Raw genomic sequence first — 20261 nt, 5'->3', positions numbered from 1 at the left:
TTTCTACTCTTTTAATGGTAATCTTAGCTATTTATTTTTTCGAGAATCGGAATCAAAATATAGCAATGCGAACCCGCTCTTCCGCGACGACACTTTATATTTTTATTTCAATTGCTTATGACTCCGAACAGAATGTCGCAGCGGCATCGTAGGAAATCCGCATATCTTTACCGAATCAATAATCATGCCGGCAATAATTGCCGAGCTTCGAACCAAGAAACACGCACAAAATAACCTCCCCAAATGGTTCTTTCGCCCTGCGCGCCCATCGCTATAGATGAATTGTAGGGTACGCTGTGCGTACCTAATGTCGGGAAGCTAGAGCTTCCTGAACAGGTTACCCAAGCTGGAGCTTGGGTAACAGCATATTTTAGTCTTTGCGACCTCGATACCATTTATTATATACCTTTCGCACTTCAAATTTCGGCAGTGCCAGAGGAGGCGCTTGGGTGGCCGATAAAGGCTTTGCCAGCATGGAGCTGGCATAGAGCCTACATGGAAGTATTCACGGCGTCCTTTAGCGGACACCCAAGCGCCGAATTTTGATCTACGACGGGTATAACTGGGTATTTTCTGCCTTCCCTCATCTAACGCTAGTTGAGAGACGATCTGGGGATCGCTCACGACCTATGTCGAAGCCCTCGAATCGCCCTTGGACGGGTTGAATCACTCACCCCGAACAAAGTATTAGGTATAATTACCGGCTTTCTCATTTTTTACGCCCGGGCCTCAGCATATATGCCTTCGACTGTTCAGTTCTGTCGCCGCCTTGCCGATATAATCGACTCGCTTAACGAATGGATCGGGACGACCGTATCCTGGCTAACGTTGATCATGGTCGTAGTAACGTTTACGATCGTCATGCTTCGTTATGCGTTTAATTACAATTCGATCGCCATGCAGGAGTCGGTTTCCTATATGCATGCGCTGGTGTTTATGCTGGGTGCGGCCTACACTTTGAAAACCGGCGCCCATGTCCGGGTCGATATCTTTTATCAACGCCTTGGCAGAACAGCCCGCGCCTGGATCGATTGCTGCGGCGTCGTATTGTTATTGCTGCCGGTTTCAGGATTTATTCTTTACAGCAGTTGGGATTATGTCGCCGAATCTTGGAAAATCTTCGAAAGCTCGAGTAATTCCGGCGGCCTTCCCGGGGTGTTCTTGATCAAAACCACCATTCCATTGACCGCTTGCCTTTTGATCCTGCAAGGGATTTCCATGTTCCTCGCTAACTTAATGATTGCCTTGGGTATTGATCGCTCGGATGAGCCCGGCTCAATAGAGACTCGTGACAATGGATAATATGATGGCTTTGTGGATGTTTGCCACGGTTTTTGTCGTGCTATTAAGCGGTTTTCCGGTCGCCTTTGCATTGAGCGGCACCGCGCTGGCATTCGCGGGACTGGGTTTATTGCTGGGCAATTTCGACATCGCATTTTTAAACGCATTGCCGAACCGTTTATACGGCATCATCGGTAATGAAACGCTGATCGCGGTACCGCTTTTCGTGTTCATGGGCGTCATGCTCGAACGGTCGCGCATAGCCGAAAGCCTTTTGGAAGCGATGACTAATTTGTTCGGCACCCTGCGCGGCGGCCTAGGCATCGCGGTAACTTTGGTCGGCATGTTGATGGCGGCAAGCACCGGCATCGTCGGCGCTACCGTGGTCACGATGGGCCTGTTGTCACTACCGACCATGCTGCGCAAGAATTACGATCCGGCCGTAGCCTGCGGCACGATTTGCGCGTCCGGCACATTAGGTCAAATAATTCCGCCGTCTATCGTCCTGGTTTTGCTCGGCGATATCATTTCCACGGCCTATCAACAAGCTCAGCTCGACATGGGGGTATTTGCTCCGGAATCGATTTCGGTCGGCGATTTATTCGCCGGTGCGCTACTGCCGGGACTCGGCCTAGTCGCAATGTATTTAATCTATATTGCCTTGCTGGCCTGGCTGCGTCCGAACTTGATGCCGGCCGCAGAACAAAACGCCCGGCTCGAACCGGGCTTTTATCGGAGCCTATTGTTTAGCCTGGCGCCGCCGTTAATATTGATTCTCTCGGTACTCGGTTCAATCATAGGCGGCCTGGCTACGCCGACCGAAGCGGCATCGGTCGGCGCTTTCGGTGCCATTATTCTGGCTTTCGCAAAATGCGAGTTGAATTTAGCTACACTGCAGGAAGTTATGCGCAGCACCACGCAAACCACGAGCATGGTGTTTCTAATCCTGATCGGCGCAGCCTTGTTTTCGTTAGTATTTCGTGGGTTTGAGGGCGATGAACTGATCGTTAACCTGCTCTCGGACTTACCGGGCGGTGAATTCGGCGCCGTATTCAGCGTGATGCTGGTGATGTTTTTTCTCGGCTTCGTGTTGGATTTTATCGAAATCACCTTCGTCGTGGTGCCGATCGTCGGCCCGGTACTGTTGGCGATGGGTATCGACCCGGTCTGGCTCGGCATCATGATCGCGCTAAACCTGCAAACGTCGTTTTTGACACCGCCGTTCGGTTTCGCGTTATTTTATCTGCGCGGCGTGGCTCCGGCGGAGGTTTCGACCGGCCAAATCTATAAAGGCGTGATGCCTTTTATCGCAATTCAGCTTATCATGTTGGCCGTTTTGGCTTATTGGCCGCAGCTGGCCACTTGGCTTCCTACTCAGATTTACAACGATGCATTATGAATTATTCCAAACTTTTAATCGCTCCCTTTATCGCATTATGGATCACTGCCTGCGGACAAACCGGACCGCTTTATTTGCCGGACGGACCGGCGCCGATCCATGTCCCAAAAGAACAACCGACCGATATCGAAACTGACGAAGAAGACTAACAACATGGATTTTTTTAATTATAAAAGCGGCGAATTGTTCGCTGAAGACTGTCCGGTGCGGGAAATCGCAGCTAAACATGGAACCCCGTGCTACATTTATTCACGCGCCACGTTGGAACGACATTGGCATGCTTTCGACCGTCCCTTCGGCGATAGGCCGCACCTGATCTGTTATGCCGTCAAGGCCAATTCCAATCTAGCGGTGCTGAATATTTTGGCCAGGTTAGGATCGGGTTTCGATATCGTTTCGGCCGGCGAACTCGAGCGAGTCTTGGCCGCAGGCGGCGATCCGAAAAAAATTGTGTTTTCGGGCGTCGGTAAACGCAGCGATGAAATCCTAAGTGCGCTGAAGACCGGTATCCGTTGCTTCAATATCGAGGTCGGCGGAGAGTTGGATAGAATCAATGAACTGGCAGGCGAACTCGGCGTTAAAGCCCCGGTTTCATTCCGCGTCAATCCCGACGTCGATGCGAAAACCCATCCTTACATCTCGACCGGTTTGAAAGAAAACAAATTCGGCATTGCGATTGAACAAGCCTTGCTTGAATATCAACGCGCCGCGGCAATGCCGAATATCGATATCATCGGCATCGACTGCCATATCGGTTCGCAATTGACCGACACGACGCCCTTTTTGGACGCATTGGGCCGGATACTCGATCTTGTCGACGAACTAAAAAAAATGGGAATCGCCCTGCACCACCTGGATCTCGGAGGCGGTCTCGGCATCCGTTATCGCGACGAACAACCGCCGGAACCGGCCGATTATGTTGAAGCCCTACTCAATCGCTTGAATCAATCTAAACTGACTGATGATGTTGAAATCCTACTCGAACCCGGCCGGGCCATCGCCGGCAATGCTGGCATTCTAGTCACGCAGGTCGAATATCTTAAAACCACGGCCGACAAAAATTTTGCGATTGTCGACGCGGCGATGAACGATTTAATCCGCCCTTCGCTCTACAGCGCTTGGCAGGAAATCATTCCGGTTCGAAGCCAAAGTTCGGCGGATGAAAATCATTGGGATATCGTGGGTCCAGTCTGCGAAACCGGCGATTTTCTCGGCAAGGACCGCAAATTGAGACTCTCGCCCGAAGACTTGCTCGCGGTACGATCTTCCGGCGCCTATGGCTTTACGATGAGTTCCAACTATAATTCAAGACCGCGCGCCGCCGAAGTCATGGTCGATGGCGGCGATTGCCACCTGATTCGCGAGCGAGAAACCCTTGCACACTTATGGGCTGGCGAACAATTACTGCCTTAACCGGAAAATAACACCCATGATCGAATTCACTAAGATGCATGGACTCGGTAACGACTTTGTCGTGATCGATGCCATCAATCAAAGCATTTCATTACAGGCCGAACAAATCCGCACCTGGTCGAACCGGCATTTCGGCATCGGCTTCGATCAATTATTATTGGTCGAAATTCCGGTTAGTCCGGATGCCGATTTCAAATACCGTATCTTCAACGCTGACGGCAGTGAGGTTGCACAATGCGGCAACGGGGCGCGCTGCTTTGCGAAATTCGTCCGCGATAAAAATTTGACAGATAAAGACGAAATCCGCGTCGATACTAATGCCGGTCAACTATTGCTGAAGCTCAATGCGGACGGCATGATCACGGTCAACATGGGCATTCCTAAACACAAACCTGAAGAAATCCCGCTAAAGACACAGGATGAAGCGAAGTTTTACAGCGTTATCGCCAATAATATCGAAAGAGGTTTCGGCGCGGTTTCGCTGGGGAACCCGCATGCCGTGCTTCAGGTTCACGACATCAAGCACGCGCCGGTCAATGAATTAGGACCGTTACTGGAAAGCCATCCCGATTTTCCCGAGCGCGCCAATATCGGTTTCATGCAAGTCATCGACCGCGGCCATATCAAGCTTCGCGTTTATGAGCGCGGAGCAGCGGAAACACTTGCCTGCGGAAGCGGCGCTTGCGCTGCCGCGATCATCGGCATCGAACAAAATCTACTCGATCATGAAGTCATCGTCGAACTGCCCGGCGGAACATTAACGATAAATTGGCCGGGGAGAGGACAACCGGTATTGATGACAGGACCCGCCGTTTCGGTTTTCGAGGGACGTATCTTATTATGAAAAAACAAGCACTCAACACACTGACAGACAAACAAGTTGAAGCCTACTTACAGGCGAACCCCGAGTTCTTCAACGACCACCTCAATCTTCTGGAAAGCATGACGATACCGCATCCAAGCGGCGATGCGATTTCACTGATCTCCAAACAACTGGAAATTTTCAGGGTCAAACATCAGGAATTGGAAAATCAATTGACTGCGCTGATCGAAATCGCCCGCGACAATGACACGTCGTTTAATCGCATGCATAAACTGACCTTAGCATTGCTCGACGCCGCGACGCTCGACGAAGCCGTCGCGAATCTCGAACATGTGTTCGTCGACTTTTTCATGACCGATTTCGTGGCTGTGCGTATCATTTCCGAACATGAGCAAACGCCGATTGCCAATTTGTTTATCGCACCGAACGACCCTAACCTTCAGCACTTCGCATCCATTCTAAACAGCAGCCAGCCGAAATGCGGACGCCCCACTCTCGCGCAAGCCAGAGTCTTGTTCGGCGATGAGGCAGCGGAGGTTAAGTCCTGCGCGATCATCCCCATGTCGTTCACCCAACTCGAAGGCATTGTTGCGATCGGCAGCCGCGAAGACAACCGCTTCCATTACAGCATGGGTAATTTATTTTTGACCCAAATGAGCGAGATTATTGCCACACGTTTGATTTCGTTGCTTCACCAATCGGAACATGACTGAAGACGCGTTGACTCAGTTAAATAGCTTTTTAAGCTACTTGCAAGTCGAAAAGCGCTTGTCCGACCATACCGTCGAAGGCTACCGGCATGACTTGGAAAGACTCCGCGATTTTTGTGTCGAACACGACATTGAAGAATGGTCGGCAATTCACACCAGCGATATTCGCACCCATATCGCCTCGAGGCACCGGCGAGGACTCGGTAGCAAAAGCTTGCAGCGAGAATTATCGGCGATACGCAGTTTGTTCAGATATTTGCTGAAAAAAAACCTCGCCACACTAAACCCGGCCCAGGCGGTCAAAGCGCCCAAGCAGGATAGAAAACTCCCCAGCGTGCTCGATGTCGATCAAGTCACAGGCTTCCTTGAAGCCAATACCGATTCTTGGCTGGAAATCAGGGATCAAGCGATTTTTGAATTATTTTATTCCTGCGGCCTGCGTCTTAGCGAATTGACCGCGCTCGATTTAGTCGACATCGATTTAGCCGATGGCAGTTTAATCGTGCAATCGGGAAAAGGCGGAAAATCCAGAATATTACCGATCGGCAGTAAAGCCGTCGAAGCATTGAAAAACTGGTTATCATTACGCACCGACCTCAATCGCGGCGAAGAAACCGCGCTGTTTTTATCGGCCAGAGGGACTCGACTCGCACAACGTAGCGTACAACAAAGACTCGAGACTTGGTGTCGAAAAAAAGGGATCGCCGAACATATTCACCCGCATATGCTAAGGCATTCCTTTGCCAGTCATTTACTCGAATCCAGCGGCGATCTTAGAGCCGTTCAGGAATTACTCGGCCATAGCACAATCGGCACGACGCAAATCTATACCCATCTTAATTTCCAACATCTTGCCGAAGTTTACGATCAGGCCCATCCCCGCGCTAAAAAAAGAACGCCTTGATCCGGTTTTTGTTAACGAGCCAACGGCTATAAAACCTGTTATTATTAGAGCAATTTTTAAAAAATGCTGCACACGAAGGATACCGGAAATGTCTGAAAACGATTTACCACAGAACACACCATATAAAGGGATCCTCTGGACGCTTAGCGTCATAACATCCGCGATTTTAATTTTAATGCTAATTCTGTCAACCTGGTGGAGTCAGGAACCCGATCCGTTCAATGTTTATGACGAAGCGATAGAACGCTCCAAGGTAGACGACACGTCCGACATTCCCCTGGGCTATGTTTACGCTAATACCTTAGCGCATATCGCCGAAGTTTTACTACATAAACCCGGCGGCTATATCACTAACGATGCCGCGCCTCCGGGCGTATTCATGGATAACATGCCGAACTGGGAACTGGGTGCCTTGGTCATCTTACGCGACGCTACGACCGCACTTCGCAATCATTTCGCGCGGGATCAATCGCAATCGGCTGAAGACCCCGATCTGGCGATCGCCGAGCCCTATTTTTACTATGAGCGTAACTCCTGGGCGCTTCCTTCGACCGAAGCGGAATATCAAAAAGGCGTCGATGCATTGCACGACTATATGATACGTCTCCATAAGCCAACCGGTAAAAAAGCCGCACGATTCTATGCACGAGCCGATAATCTTTGGCAATATACCGAAATCGTCATCAAGCGCTTAGGAAATTTGTCGGTTCGACTATCCGCCAGCACCGACAAAACCTATATCCGGGAAATGACGATGCAGCAAACGCTGACGCCGGAAGCCGATAAATTAAAACAAGAGCATCTGAGTACCGAGCCTTTAGAACAAACACCATGGATGCTGGTCGACGACATGTTTTGGGAAGCGCGCGGTTCGGCTTGGGCTTTGCTGCATATCCTCAAGGCGATCGAACATGACTTCAGAGGCATCTTGATCAGCAAACGCGCGATGAATACCGTGGACATCATGATTCGGGCACTAGAAAGCTCGTTACAACCCATCCTGAGCCCGGTTATTTTAAATGGCAGCGGCTACGGTCTGTTCGCGAACTACTCGTTGACGATGGCTAATTATATCGCTCGCGCCAATGCCGCCGCGTTGGACTTGCGTGACATCTTAAACCGTGGATAATTACACATGAAAGAACAACTCAACGAAAACCTCAAAAGACCGAACACATGGAAAAGGATCGCCTTCATGCTGGTATTCGCTGTCATCGCGGGATTGGTCAGGGTATTGTTGTGGGCGGTGATATTGCTGCAAATCGCCTCCATGCTGCTGACCGGCTCGGCCAATAATAATATACTCGATCTTGGGAAAAAGCTGGCGGCTTATCTGTATCATATCGTGCTATTCCTGACCTTCAACACCGAGCGAATGCCCTTCCCTTTCGCCGACTGGAACGAGACCGAAACCTTGGATTTGCCGTCTCACCGAGAACGTCAGGACTGATTCGCATCAACGACCATGGAAGCCGCTCGTAAAATCATCCACATCGATATGGATGCATTTTTTGCCGCGGTCGAACAACGCGATTTTCCGCAATACCGCAATAAACCATTGATAGTCGGCGGGCTGCCGGGGTCTCGAGGGGTAGTATCAACCTGCAGTTACGAAGCTCGGCAATACGGCATCCATTCGGCGATGCCCTCGACGACTGCACATCGCCTCTGTCCTCATGCAATCTTCGTCAAACCCCGTTTCGAAGCGTACCGAGACGCATCAAACAGCATCCGCAAAATCTTTGCCGACTATACCGATTTATTCGAACCCTTATCGCTCGACGAAGCCTATCTTGACGTTAGCCAATGCAATCGCTGCAAAGGTTCTGCAACGCTCATTGCGAAAGACATCAAGGCAAAAATCAAACAACAGACCGGTCTGACCGCTTCCGCCGGCGTTTCCTATAACAAATTTCTGGCAAAAATAGCCTCCGATCTCGATAAACCGGACGGCCTGTATTTAATCACACCCGACGACGGCCCCGGGTTTATTGAAACCCTGCCTATCGGAAAATTTCACGGCATCGGTAAGGCCACCGAGAAAAAAATGCATGACCTGGGCATTTTAACCGGAGCCGATTTAAAAACGATGCCCCTCGCCTCTTTGCAAGACAGTTTCGGTAAAGCCGGCTTGCATTATTACCATATTTGCCGTGGCATCGATAACCGCCCGGTCAATCACCAACGAATCACTAAATCGATCGGTGTTGAAGTCACTTTTCAAGAAGATCTCGATAACCGAGAAACGCTATTGATACAGCTACAAAATCTACTGAGCAAAGCGCTCGGCAAGGCGAAAGAGAAAAAACTGGCGGCTTATACCCTAACGATAAAAATAAAATATAGCGATTTTGTGCAAATCACGCGTAGCCGAACGCTCTCGAAAGCAATCACCGAAAACTTAAATACCCTACCGCTGTTGGACGACTTATTGAAAACGGCGCCAACCGACCGGCGTAAGGTCCGCCTGCTGGGTGTCGCTCTGTCATCACTCGCCTCGCCCAACAGCAACCGACAAATCGATTTGTTCGAACAATTTCAATAATTTAAATTTTTAACGATACGCACCCCACAGCTCATTAAGGATTTGGTCGTAAATAACTCCCCTATTTTAGTAGCATAGGTCGGGTTAGCTCTAGCGTAACCCGACATTTTGTCCATCATTTTGTCGGGTTACGGCTCCGCCTAACCCGACCTACTCGGCTTTTTTTCAATATCACGCCAATGGTTTAAAGGAGGGTGCGGTTGCTCGATTGACAGGTGTCGGCGGCAGGGATAGCCGCCGTCAAGCCTACATGGAGGTATTTACCCAGCACCTAAATTATCTCTGTAATTATACTCATCGGAGATCAAAATTCGGCACAGGGGTGCCCGCCAAAGGACGCCGTGAATACGTCCCTGTAGGCTCTATGCCAGCTCCATGCTGGCAAAGCCTTTGCCGAGCACCCCGGCGCCTCCTTAGGTACTGCCGAAATTTGAAGTGCGAAAGGTATAATCATGGCAATAGGCTATGGAATTTAGGTGCTGGGTTTACGGCGTCCTGTCAGGCGAGTAATCGTACCCTCTTCCACGCTCAGTATATTGGAAAGCAATTATTGACTATTTCCTAATGGGTTTATTTAGTAGGAAAGAGAACCGTTTCAACTGCTAACGCGAACATAGCCTTCATTAAGCCGTTCATTCGGCTTCGAACAACTCCTTCAAATAACGGTACAGTTCCCGCGAGGATTTCAGAGGTCGAGCTTCTGCAGCCTCTTTTTGCGCACTGCGCATTAATTGCCTTAACAATTGCCGGTCGGTTTGCGGATATTCGTCAATCAATTCGGTCAAGGCATCTTGACCTTCTGAAATCAATCGATCGCGCCAACGCTCGACTTTATGATGCTCCCTCGCCGCATGTGCACTCTGGTTTTTAATCCGAGCCAATTTTTCTAAAATCGGCTCGACATCCAGCTTTCTAAGCAACCCGCAAATAAATTTCAACTGCCTTTTTCTGGCACCTTTCGGCGGCATCCCAACCGTGCCGATAACTGCCTTGTGCAACTCCTCCGGCAATTCCAAAGCGCTCAATTGCGCCGTCGATAACCCGACTAATTCTTCCCCCAGGTCAAACAACACGGCAATATCGCGTTTGATCTGGGATTTGTTAGGCCTCACCGCATAGTATTCGACTTCATCGTCAAACTCTTCGTATTCCTGATGTTCTTCAATCATTTCAAACCATGGCTATTAAAAATAATACAAATAGTACAACGAACCCCAGCGGCAACAATACCGCTTTCCAATCCGTTTCGGCATTTTTACTGTGTTCGAGCGATGCTTTGACACCTGGCCCCATCCAAAATAGCACCAGCAGCACTAATGCTCCCAGTATCAAGCTTTCTGTCGTCGACAAGTTTTCCATATTGACCTCTTTTTATTTTTTGATAGCAGTTAACAGTCAGCGGTAAGCAGATCTGTTTTATCGATACTGTCCCTATTCACTATTCACTAATCATTGCCGACCGTTAACTACAATTCCAAGCGCCGCCTTCCAAGCCATGGTTTTCCGCTCCAACGACATCGCCGCATAGGCCGGACTTGTTGAAGGTACGCGCTGATATTCAAGATAATTGAAACAGCTATTCAATATCGGCAACACATGCTTACGATATAAGCTCTCCGCCGCGCCACCGTTAAACAATACTCGCTTTATATCCCGATGTTGCTCAAAAAAACGGTTAAAGTCGTTTATTTTTATCGAACCGACATCGATGTTTGCATCCGCACTGCCGGGCCGATAACAGGTCTGCAAGACATCCCACACTGCAAGATAATGTTCGATTAAAATGCGGCTGCGCTTTCGATAATCCAATTCCGGCCCGGCGCCGAACAATTGTCTCATGATTGGCCAAAACGCATTCCGAGGATGTCCGTAATATTCGCCTTTCGACAACGATGCGACACTAGGCATTGACCCTAAAATCAACACTTCCGCCGATTTCTCGGCTATCGGTGGAAAACCGTCAACTATCATGCAAACCTTGTCAGTCGTAAAAAACAAACCGTCATTTTCGGGATTCCCGCTAATCTGCGATAATGATCGATTTTATACGAGATCTAGCGTCCATGTGGTTTAAAAATCTATCCGTTTACCGTTTTACAGAAGACTTTACTTTAACACCGGCCGAATTCGAAGAAAAACTCGAACAAATGCCGTTTCGCCCTTGCGCGGCTCAACAAGAAATGAGCTTCGGATGGACTGCTCCGCTCGGCAGAAACTCTGAGCAACGGGTCCACGCCACCAACGGCTTCATGATGATATGCGCAAAAGTGGAAGAAAAAGTTTTGCCCGCCGCCGTGATTAATGAAATGGTCCAGGAAAAGATTCAAGAAGCCGAGGACCTCGAAAACCGAAAGCTCAGTAAAAAAGAACGCGCCGCGATCAAGGAAGAAATCTGTTTCGAGCTGCTACCGAGAGCCTTTACGTTTTCGCGTAAGACCTATGCCTATATCGACCCTAAAAACGGCTGGCTGATCGTCGACTCTCCATCGGCTAAAAAAGCCGAAGATTTAATCAGCAATCTACGAAAATGCCTGGGCTCGCTGCCGGTCGTGCCGCCGATTACTCAGGAGAAACCTGTCGCAGTCATGACACGCTGGCTGATTACGCAAGACACGCCGGGCGACATTACGATCGAAGACGAATGCGAATTACGCTCGCCAGGCGATGAAGGCGGCATTGTACGTTGCAAACGCCACGATTTAAGCTTACCCGAAATCAAAAACCATCTCGATACCGGCAAGCAAGTCATTAAACTAGCTATCAACTGGGCGGATAGAATTGCTTGCATCGTGGACGAAAACTTGAGTATAAAACGCTTAAAGTTTTTAGATTTGGTTCAAGACCAGGTAGCCGATATCGAAACCCAAGACGAAGCCGAACAATTCGATGCCGATTTTTCGATTATGTCGCTGGAACTCTCGACCTTCCTACCGCGTCTTATAGAATTATTTGGCGGCGAGCATAAATCATGATTATTCAAAAAGCAAAACTTGCGGTTATTGCGCTAATCTTCGCTTCAAGTAGCAGCGGTATACACGCCGCCGAATTCGACCTTCCTAAAACCCCCGGCGACAGCCTAATCGGCGATCGCCTGGAAGGGACCGATAAACATCCCCAGCCGCACTTTTATACTGTTGCTGCCGAGGAAGACACGCTTTTAGACATAGCAAGGCGCTTCTACATCGGTCAAAATGAAATTTTATTGGCCAACCCCACCGTCGACCGCTGGCTACCCAAGGAGGGGACCCAAGTTAAGATACCTAATAGTCGCTTATTACCCAATGCGCCTCGAAAAGGAATCGTGATTAACTTGCCTGAATACCGAATGTATTACTACCCGCCAAACAAAAGCCGCGTCGTCACATATCCGATCAGCATCGGCAGAATTGACTGGAAAACGCCGCTCGGTAAAACCAGAATTTCCGCCAAAACGAGAAACCCGACCTGGACTCCGCCGGAATCCATTAAAAGAGAGCACGCCGAACGAGGCGATATTTTACCGAATGTCGTCCCGGCCGGCCCTGACAATCCGCTAGGTCTCTATGCTATGCGACTCGCCATACCGGGTTATCTAATTCATAGCACCAACAAACCTTTTGGAGTCGGCATGAGTGTAACTCATGGCTGTATTCGGATGTTGCCGGAAAATATCGAGCAATTATTTCCAAACGTCCCGGTCGGCACCGATGTTCACATCGTCAACCAACCGACAAAAGTCGGCTGGCTCGATGACTCGCTCTATATCCAGGTTTATCCGAATCTGGAAAAAACCAAAATCAGCTATGAAGACCGACTGGAACAAGCACTGGAATTGATTGTTCGTGCAAACAACAATCAACTTCCGGTCATCGAAGGCGCCGCGCTCAGAAAAGCGCTCGAAGAAAAAAGCGGTCGCCCCGTTTTGATTTATAAAAAACCGGAGCCCAAAACAACCTCGCATTCAGCCAAGGCAGCGCTCTAGGAATTCGGTTATATCCCCAAGCCTCTCAGGACGAGGTTTGTAACCCATACTCGTCAAGCTTAAAACAGCCACCCCGCATCACGCTCTTTCTCAAGCTCCAGCTTGGGAAAGACACCCCGGAAGCTCCAGCTTCCTGAGACCGACACAAGCTCCGCAGAACCTCAACCAACCCCGGCTCGCTAGATCAATCTTCCTTGATCCTCGGGAAGCTAGAGCTTCCCGTTCAGGTTACCCAAGCTAGAGCTTGGGTAACAGCATATTTTAGTCTTCGCTCTTTCCCAAGCTCCGGCTCTCCCCCCCCTATGTCGGCTCTTGCCCAAGCTCTGCTTGGGCAAGAAGTCTTGGAAGCTCCAGCTTCCCGAAGCCGGCAAGCAGAGCTTGCGAGACGGTTTTCCCAAACAGAAACAGCGGAAGATGTGTATAACGGCGAGCGCTCCGGCTTGGGAACAAACGAATTCCACTATTAACATAGCCAAACAAAAAAAGCCCGTCAGACGAATCTGACGGGCTTTTTTCAAATCAAAAGATAAAAATTAATTATTTCATCATTGATTTTTTGAACAGACGATCCAACTTGCTGTTCGCATCTTGTGCGTAGCTTGCTGCACGGTTTGCCGCTGCCTCTGCTGCTGCCGCTCTTGCAGATGCGTCAGCAGCAGCGCTTTTCGCGCTAGCCGCATCGGAAGCTGCTCTTGAAACTTTAGTATTCAAATCGTCGATTTGAGATTGCAGGTTTTCAGTGTCAGAAGTACTCGCACAACCTACAGCCAGACTTGCTGTAAGAGCAACCACTGATAATTTCGCTAATTTTTTCATATTATTTTCCTTTTTTACTGTAAGAGTTGTTACTAAGATTTTTTTTCAAAAGCATTCGATGAAATATATTGAACTTTTTTTTCAAAATATTCCAGAACTATTTTATTTGCACCGTAATTTCTTTATCAACCCACTTACTCAAACGGTCAATTTGCCGATTAGTCAATGCAATACAGCCATGAGTCCAATTCATAGTTCTATGAATTTTCTCATCGCCACGCCCCAAGCCGTGAATGCCGATTTGCCCCCCTAAGGGAGTATTCTGGGGAGGAATACTGTGTTTTTGGTGTGCTTCGACAATCGTCTCAAAAGTTAACGGATCGATAAGCCCCTTGTCAAGTGCTGCATAAGCGTTATCGACCGAAGGATAAGACAAGCCGAAAAAACGATAAAAACTGCTTTTTTCATTGATCCAGCCAATTTTGTAAGTCCCTAAAGGAGTAACATCATCGCCGCGCAATTCCTTGACCCCCGCGCCATTACGGCCTATCGCAATGTTTTCCAATCTTTCTAACGTCTGCTCTCCTTTCTTAACTTCAAGCGTCAGCGCATCAGTATCGATCAACAACCAGACATCGTTACTGGCGTAAGCATTCGACGCCAACAAAAAAAGAATCGGAAACACACCAATTCGGATCATAAATAAACTACTCTTAGCTTGTGTTTTAGTGTAATTTAAAAACCGTGTTATTTGTCGCATTAAAGGCTCACTCATGGAAATAAAAACAATAGAAACTCATCCATTCGAAGACCAAAACCCCGGGACGTCGGGACTAAGAAAGAAAGTGAAAACCTTTCAACAACCGAACTATCTTGAAAATTTTGTTCAGTCAATCTTCGACTCTCTCGATGATATTGTAGACCAAAAACTTGTATTAGGTGGTGACGGACGCTATTTTAACCGACAAGCCATTCAAACGATCATAAAAATTGCCGCCGCAAACGGTTTTAGCGAATTGATTATCGGCCAAGGCGGTTTATTATCGACACCCGCCGCATCCCACCTGATCCGCAAATATAAAGCCTATGGCGGACTAGTGCTATCGGCCAGCCACAATCCCGGAGGACCGGAGGAAGATTTCGGCATCAAATACAATGTCGGCAACGGCGGCCCCGCACCCGAAAAGTATACCCAGGCATTTTACCGGCGCAGCAAGGAAATCGCTTCCTACAAAATTGCAGAAATCCCTGACATCGACCTCGACACCGTCGGCACCCAAAAATTCGGGACACTTACGATAAGCATCCTAGACCCCGTCAACGATTACGCCGAATTGATGCAAACCATTTTCGATTTCGATTTACTCAAGCAGAGCATAGGCTCAGGTTATATCACGCTTAAATTCGATGCGATGCACGCAATCACAGGTCCTTATGCCAAAACGATTCTGGAAGACATGCTGGGCGCAAAACCCGGCTCTGTGATCAATGCCGTGCCTTTAGAAGACTTCGGCGGCGGTCACCCGGACCCGAACCTGGCACACGCGGAAGAATTGGCCGAGGCAATGTTCGGACCGAACGCACCGACATTTGGAGCGGCTTCGGATGGAGACGGCGACCGTAACATGATCATGGGCTCGCAAATATTCGTGACGCCGAGCGATAGCTTAGCCATTTTAGCGGCCAATGCAAGCTTAATTCCCGGCTACGCAAAAGGTATCAGCGGCGTCGCACGCTCGATGCCGACCAGCCAAGCCGTCGATAGAGTTGCAGCGCAACAGAACTTACCTTGTTTTGAAACGCCGACCGGCTGGAAATTTTTCGGAAACCTATTAGACGCCGGAAAAATTACGCTATGCGGCGAAGAAAGCTTCGGCACCGGATCTGACCATGTTCGGGAAAAAGACGGCTTATGGGCGGTATTATTCTGGCTCAATCTCATTGCCAGAAAAAGACAATCGGTTGCCGACATCGTCACCGAGCATTGGCAACGATTCGGCCGAGATATCTACGCTCGCCATGATTATGAAGCCGTAGCCACCGATATTGCGGACGGCATCGTCGCTTATCTTCGCGAACAATTACCGACCCTACCGGGAAAGGCATTCGGCGATTATATCGTCCTATATGCCGATGAATTCGCTTATACCGACCCGGTCGACGGCAGCGTCAGCAAGAACCAAGGCATCCGAATCGGTTTTGAAAACGGTTCACGGATCGTATTCCGCCTATCCGGCACCGGCACCGTAGGCGCCACGCTTCGAATTTATTTGGAACGTTACGAACCCGACAGCAATTTACATGATCAAGACGCACAAAGCGCATTAGCGCCACTCATCGAATTGGCGGAAAAGTTTTGCGAGATCAAAAAACGAACCGGCAGAAACGGACCTACTGTAATCACTTGAGGACGAAGTAGGCAGTTAGCGGTTAGCGGTTAGCGGTTAGCGGTTAGCGGTTAGCGGTTAGCGGTTAGCGGTTAGCGGTTAGCGGTTAGCGGTTAGCGGTTAGCGGTTAGCGGTTAGCGAAATGATGCGGCATTTTATACGTTTGTCAAGTCCTAATTTCCGCTTTCTGCTTTCTGCTTTCTGCTTTCTGCTTTCTGCTTTCTGCTTTCTGCTTTCTGCTTTCTGCTTTCTGCTTTCTGCTTTCTGCTTTCTGCTTTCCGCTTTCTGCTTTCCGCTTTCTGCTTTCTGCTTTCTGCTTTCTGCTTTCTGCTTTCTGCTTTCTGCTTTCTGCTTTCTGCTTTCTGCTTTCCGCTTTCCGCTTTCCGCTTTCCGCTTTCCGCTATTATCTTCCACCTTCCTGGTGCTTCCGCTCAAGGCTTTCCAATTCAATATCATGGGCAAATCCATGTAGCGAACAAATCAACAACACCCCGGCTGCAATTAATGCGACTTGTTGCACTGAAACCTTCAACTCGGTTTTTTCATGCAAGGTCGGAATCAAATCGGCCACGGCGATGTAAATAAAACTCGAAGCCGCCATCGCTAAAAAATACGGAAGACTATCATGCAAGTCTTCCAAGCTGAAATACGCAAGAATGCCGCCAACCACCGTCGCAAGACTCGATAGGATATTGTAATAAAGCGCTTTGCCTTTGGAATAACCGCTTTGCAACAATATTGCGAAATCGCCGACTTCTTGCGGAATCTCATGCGCGGCAACCGCCAAACTCGTTACTATTCCTAGTTTGACGTCGGTTAAAAATGCCGCGGCAATCAGTATGCCGTCGACAAAATTATGAATACCGTCGCCTATCAAAATTAACATTCCGGCCGGATGGTGACCCTCTGCATCTTCGCCATGCGCTTCGCAATGGTTATGATGGCAATGTCGCCAAACCAACAGCTTTTCCAGCATAAAAAAGCCCAGAATTCCAGCCATAATCACCGCCGACAAACTTTGAATACGATCCGAATCGACATCCTCGAAAGCATGCGGAATCAAGCCCCAAAAGGCCACCGCCAATAATGCGCCGGTCGCGAAACTGATGCCGTGCGGCAAAACCCGAGCCCGCTGAACATCATCCAGCCATAAAAAAAACGAAGCGGCCAAAACACTTAAAACCCCGCCCAACGCGGTAAAAATAATAATTAAAAACAATAAATCCATAACGGTTTTATATTCTCCAAATTAAACTTGCCATCCTGCCTGTTTCCTTGTCGCGCCGAAACGAATAAAAACGCTCGACATCGGACAGGGTACAAAACTGTCCGCCATAAACGCTTTCAATACCGGCTAGAGCCAGGTTGATACGCGCTAAACAATAAATATCGGCCAACCATTTACCCTTTGCGACTGCACGAAATCCATCGGCATAACGCTCGTTACTTTCAACAAACGCAGTACGAACATCATCACCGACTTCAAAGGCATCCGGCCCTATCGCCGGCCCAAGCCAAACCAATAGGTCAAGCGTTTTCATCGCCTTAACGGATTCAACGATCACGCCAGCCAACAACCCCCTCCAGCCGGCATGAACGGCTGCGACACTGCGTCCGTCACGAGAACACAGCAATACCGGCAAACAATCGGCGGTCAATACCGTGCAAACGACTCCCGGCTCATGACTAAAACTCGCGTCGGCCTCGACCAGCGTATTCACTTGCGACGCATCGACTACGGTTTTACCATGCACTTGATTCAACCAAACCGGTGCATTCGGCAAGTCGAGCATGCCGATGATCCGTTGCCGATTCTTCAACACCAATTCAGGATTATCGCCAACATGCATCGCGGGATTAAGGCTTTGAAACGATCCAGTGCTGAAACCGCCGCTTCGCAGGGTCGTTGCGGCGAAAACATTGGCCGGCGCAGGCCAATCGGGCTTCAGCCAATACTTAGTGCTGTTCATTGTCTCGTAATGCGGCCAATAATCGAATCATATCGTCGGGTAAAGGTTGAATCCATTCGCAGTATTCTTGCGTTTCAGGATGCAGCAAACCCAGTTTTTCGGCATGAAGCGCTTGACGCTTGAATGCCCGAAGCTCTATCTCCAATTGTTCGGAACAGTCCGGCGGCAACTGAAAACGCCCGCCGTAAACCGGATCGCCAACCAATGGAAAATGAACATACGCCATATGGACCCGAATCTGATGCGTGCGTCCGGTTTCCAATTTGACACGAATTAGACTATGCCTAGCAAAACGTTCGACAACCCGATAATGGGTTACCGCATCCTTGCCCGTTTGCCTGACCGAATAGCGTTTACGATCGGTCGGATGCCGACCGATCGGCTCGTCAATCGTCGCGCCGGCGATGATTCGTCCCTTGGTAATCGCCAAGTACTCCCTTTCTATCGAACGCTCTTGTAACTGCTTGACCAAGCTGTTATGAGCAGGCAGCGTTTTTGCCACCATTAACAAACCGCTGGTCTCTTTATCGATGCGATGCACAATGCCGGCTCTAGGCAAGGTTTCGAGGCTCGGCACATGATTGAGCAATGCATTCTGCAAAGTCCCCGTCCAATTGCCGACTGCCGGATGCACGACTAAGCCCGCCGGCTTATTGATGATCAACAAGGATTCGTCTTCATAAACGATATCCAGCGGTATCGCTTCCGCCTCGCATTCCAAAACCACCTCGGCTTCGGCATCGAGCTCAATGAACTCGCCGCCTTCGACCTTGTCTTTGGCCTTTAATTGGGCGCCGTTAACCACCACTCGCCCGACCTTCAGCCAAGTCTGTAGCTTACTTCGGGAATAATCCGAAAATAGCTCAGCAAGCACTTGATCCAAACGCATACCCGCCATCTCTTCGGGAATTTGTGCCGATAATCTTGTCATAACTTATATCTTCTGATTAGTTCGCCGTTAAGTTATACTCGTTGCTTATACTTCGCGCGGCCATTTTTGCGGATTTTATGGCAATGCTATTTTGTTCGGTAGCAAGGCGCGAAAACAGGCGCATAGCAAGCTATGTAACTGTTTTCGCAAAGCTTCCGCTCCTGCTCACGCCCCTTACCTACATCCATGTAGGTAACGCAGCTACCGGACAAAAGAGCGCGTCAGAATTCCGCAAACATGACCGCGCGAAGTATAATTAGCGTTAAACGCATCTTGCGCTTAACGAAACCTGTTCATCCACAACGAAAAAACCGTACATATTACAACGTGTCGTCAGCTCTATGCGATTATTTTTAGTAAAATTCCTTCTCGTTATTACTTTAGGCCTGTTACTTCCGGGCTGCGAAACGTTAAAAAACTTCAACCTGGAAAGCACTAGTACCGACGAATATAAAGATTGGAGCGAGGAGAAGCTGCACACCTCAGCCAAGGAAGCGATGGACGATGGTTATTATCAAAAAGCGATCAAAATGTACGAAACGCTCGAATCGCGTTTTCCGTTTGGAGAGTATGCCGCTCAGGCACAATTGAATATTGCTTATGCCTATTACAAAAATGACGACTCCGAAGCCGCGATTGCAGCCGCCGAGAGGTTTATTAAAATTCATCCTCGCAATCCCAGCGTCGATTACGCCTATTACTTGAAAGGGTTGGTCAATTACAATCGCGACATCGGATTTCTCGAAAGATTTTTACCTACCGATACCTCGCAACGCGATCCGGGCAGCGCTCGGGATGCCTACAATAATTTCCAGGAATTACTCAGCCGCTTCCCGGACAGTCAATATATCCCCGACGCGCAACAGCGCATGATCGCGCTGCGCAATAACATGGCGATGCACGAAGTCCATGCCGCAAGGTTCTATTTGAGGCGTAAAGCCTATGTCGCGGCGGTTAACCGCGCATCCGAAGTCGTGAACAATTACCAACGCACAACCGCCGTTCCGTTTGCGTTGGAGGTTATGATTGAAGCTTATAAAAAACTGGGTATGGAAACACTGGCTAACAATGCCTCGCGTGTTTATGAACTGAATTTTCCGGACGGGCCGCCGGTACCGGAACGGGAAAACAGAACCATGGCCGGAAAAGTCTGGGATTTTATTGGGTTCGACAAATGACCT

Annotated in this window: 23 protein-coding genes; 14 read left to right on the top strand and 9 right to left on the bottom strand. The window is 49.1% G+C overall.

What is annotated here, in order from left to right; translation table 11 throughout:
* Window positions 1-738: 738 nt before the first annotated feature.
* From MEALZ_RS06040 to dinB, 10 genes are all read left to right on the top strand, one after another.
* Window positions 739-1302 carry a TRAP transporter small permease subunit gene (locus tag MEALZ_RS06040; protein WP_014147726.1) on the top strand — a complete coding sequence of 188 codons (564 nt, stop codon included), beginning with the start codon at window positions 739-741 and terminating at the stop codon, window positions 1300-1302.
* Window positions 1295-2680: a TRAP transporter large permease gene (locus tag MEALZ_RS06035; RefSeq protein ID WP_014147725.1), complete on the top strand. Its 1386-nt coding sequence runs from the start codon at window positions 1295-1297 to the stop codon at window positions 2678-2680. Before MEALZ_RS06040 ends, MEALZ_RS06035 begins: the two co-directional genes overlap by 8 nt.
* Window positions 2677-2829, top strand: a complete 153-nt coding sequence (lptM, locus tag MEALZ_RS22625) for an LPS translocon maturation chaperone LptM (protein ID WP_014147724.1) — start codon at window positions 2677-2679, stop codon at window positions 2827-2829. Before MEALZ_RS06035 ends, lptM begins: the two co-directional genes overlap by 4 nt.
* 4 nt (window positions 2830-2833) lie before the next feature.
* On the top strand, window positions 2834-4093 hold the full coding sequence (gene lysA / locus MEALZ_RS06030; protein ID WP_014147723.1) for a diaminopimelate decarboxylase: 1260 nt from the start codon (window positions 2834-2836) through the stop codon (window positions 4091-4093).
* Window positions 4094-4109: 16 nt separating this feature from the next.
* On the top strand, window positions 4110-4937 hold the full coding sequence (dapF, locus tag MEALZ_RS06025; RefSeq protein WP_014147722.1) for a diaminopimelate epimerase: 828 nt from the start codon (window positions 4110-4112) through the stop codon (window positions 4935-4937).
* Window positions 4934-5629, top strand: coding sequence for a DUF484 family protein (locus tag MEALZ_RS06020; protein ID WP_014147721.1), 696 nt, complete (start codon window positions 4934-4936; stop codon window positions 5627-5629). Before dapF ends, MEALZ_RS06020 begins: the two co-directional genes overlap by 4 nt.
* Window positions 5622-6530, top strand: a complete 909-nt coding sequence (gene xerC / locus MEALZ_RS06015) for a tyrosine recombinase XerC (RefSeq protein ID WP_014147720.1) — start codon at window positions 5622-5624, stop codon at window positions 6528-6530. The genes MEALZ_RS06020 and xerC overlap by 8 nt, the downstream gene beginning before the upstream one ends.
* Window positions 6531-6618: 88 nt before the next feature.
* Complete coding sequence (locus tag MEALZ_RS06010; protein WP_014147719.1) at window positions 6619-7659, top strand: DUF2333 family protein; 1041 nt, start codon at window positions 6619-6621, stop codon at window positions 7657-7659.
* 6 nt (window positions 7660-7665) lie between these two features.
* On the top strand, window positions 7666-7980 hold the full coding sequence (locus tag MEALZ_RS06005; RefSeq protein WP_014147718.1) for a DUF4389 domain-containing protein: 315 nt from the start codon (window positions 7666-7668) through the stop codon (window positions 7978-7980).
* A 15-nt stretch (window positions 7981-7995) separates the two neighbouring features.
* Entirely contained in the window at window positions 7996-9075 is a 1080-nt protein-coding gene (gene dinB / locus MEALZ_RS06000) for a DNA polymerase IV (RefSeq protein WP_014147717.1), read from the top strand.
* Between the two features lie 632 nt (window positions 9076-9707).
* On the opposite strand, the gene yjgA is transcribed toward dinB, so the two are convergent.
* The 3 genes from yjgA to MEALZ_RS05985 all read right to left on the bottom strand — a co-directional run bounded on the left by yjgA (window position 9708) and on the right by MEALZ_RS05985 (window position 11046).
* A complete protein-coding gene (gene yjgA, locus MEALZ_RS05995; protein WP_014147716.1) occupies window positions 9708-10244 on the bottom strand; it encodes a ribosome biogenesis factor YjgA in 537 nt (178 codons plus the stop codon).
* A gap of 1 nt (window position 10245) precedes the next feature.
* Entirely contained in the window at window positions 10246-10434 is a 189-nt protein-coding gene (locus MEALZ_RS05990; protein ID WP_014147715.1) for a hypothetical protein, read from the bottom strand.
* 90 nt (window positions 10435-10524) lie between these two features.
* Complete coding sequence (locus tag MEALZ_RS05985; RefSeq protein ID WP_014147714.1) at window positions 10525-11046, bottom strand: DNA-deoxyinosine glycosylase; 522 nt, start codon at window positions 11044-11046, stop codon at window positions 10525-10527.
* 92 nt (window positions 11047-11138) lie between these two features.
* On the opposite strand from MEALZ_RS05985, the gene rdgC reads away from it, so the two are divergent.
* Together rdgC and MEALZ_RS05975 are read left to right on the top strand one after the other, a co-directional pair.
* Window positions 11139-12047, top strand: a complete 909-nt coding sequence (rdgC, locus tag MEALZ_RS05980; protein WP_014147713.1) for a recombination-associated protein RdgC — start codon at window positions 11139-11141, stop codon at window positions 12045-12047.
* Entirely contained in the window at window positions 12044-13036 is a 993-nt protein-coding gene (locus tag MEALZ_RS05975; RefSeq protein WP_014147712.1) for a L,D-transpeptidase family protein, read from the top strand. The genes rdgC and MEALZ_RS05975 overlap by 4 nt, the downstream gene beginning before the upstream one ends.
* 537 nt (window positions 13037-13573) lie before the next feature.
* On the opposite strand, the gene MEALZ_RS05965 is transcribed toward MEALZ_RS05975, so the two are convergent.
* Window positions 13574-13852 (bottom strand): Lpp/OprI family alanine-zipper lipoprotein, encoded by a 279-nt coding sequence (locus MEALZ_RS05965; protein ID WP_014147711.1) that lies wholly within the window; start codon window positions 13850-13852, stop codon window positions 13574-13576.
* A 97-nt stretch (window positions 13853-13949) separates the two neighbouring features.
* Complete coding sequence (locus MEALZ_RS05960; protein ID WP_014147710.1) at window positions 13950-14492, bottom strand: L,D-transpeptidase family protein; 543 nt, start codon at window positions 14490-14492, stop codon at window positions 13950-13952.
* A 73-nt stretch (window positions 14493-14565) separates the two neighbouring features.
* Between MEALZ_RS05960 and MEALZ_RS05955 the strand changes: the two genes are divergently transcribed.
* On the top strand, window positions 14566-16200 hold the full coding sequence (locus MEALZ_RS05955; RefSeq protein WP_014147709.1) for an alpha-D-glucose phosphate-specific phosphoglucomutase: 1635 nt from the start codon (window positions 14566-14568) through the stop codon (window positions 16198-16200).
* 99 nt (window positions 16201-16299) lie between these two features.
* Here MEALZ_RS05955 and MEALZ_RS22620 read toward each other — a convergent pair whose 3' ends face one another.
* From MEALZ_RS22620 to rluD, 4 genes are read right to left on the bottom strand one after another with little or no spacing between them, the layout of a single operon-like run.
* Complete coding sequence (locus tag MEALZ_RS22620; RefSeq protein WP_046061022.1) at window positions 16300-16593, bottom strand: hypothetical protein; 294 nt, start codon at window positions 16591-16593, stop codon at window positions 16300-16302.
* Complete coding sequence (locus MEALZ_RS05945) at window positions 16583-17407, bottom strand: ZIP family metal transporter (RefSeq protein WP_014147708.1); 825 nt, start codon at window positions 17405-17407, stop codon at window positions 16583-16585. The genes MEALZ_RS22620 and MEALZ_RS05945 overlap by 11 nt, the downstream gene beginning before the upstream one ends.
* A 7-nt stretch (window positions 17408-17414) precedes the next feature.
* Entirely contained in the window at window positions 17415-18149 is a 735-nt protein-coding gene (gene pgeF / locus MEALZ_RS05940; protein WP_014147707.1) for a peptidoglycan editing factor PgeF, read from the bottom strand.
* Entirely contained in the window at window positions 18136-19080 is a 945-nt protein-coding gene (rluD, locus tag MEALZ_RS05935) for a 23S rRNA pseudouridine(1911/1915/1917) synthase RluD (protein ID WP_014147706.1), read from the bottom strand. Before rluD ends, pgeF begins: the two co-directional genes overlap by 14 nt.
* Before the next feature lie 341 nt (window positions 19081-19421).
* Between rluD and MEALZ_RS05930 the strand changes: the two genes are divergently transcribed.
* Window positions 19422-20258 carry an outer membrane protein assembly factor BamD gene (locus MEALZ_RS05930; RefSeq protein ID WP_014147705.1) on the top strand — a complete coding sequence of 279 codons (837 nt, stop codon included), beginning with the start codon at window positions 19422-19424 and terminating at the stop codon, window positions 20256-20258.
* The last annotated feature ends 3 nt before the right edge of the window (window positions 20259-20261 follow it).

The sequence above is a fragment of the Methylotuvimicrobium alcaliphilum 20Z genome (assembly GCF_000968535.2).
Classification (GTDB): Bacteria; Pseudomonadota; Gammaproteobacteria; order Methylococcales; family Methylomonadaceae; genus Methylotuvimicrobium; species Methylotuvimicrobium alcaliphilum.
This window is presented reverse-complemented; position numbering and strand designations above follow the sequence as displayed.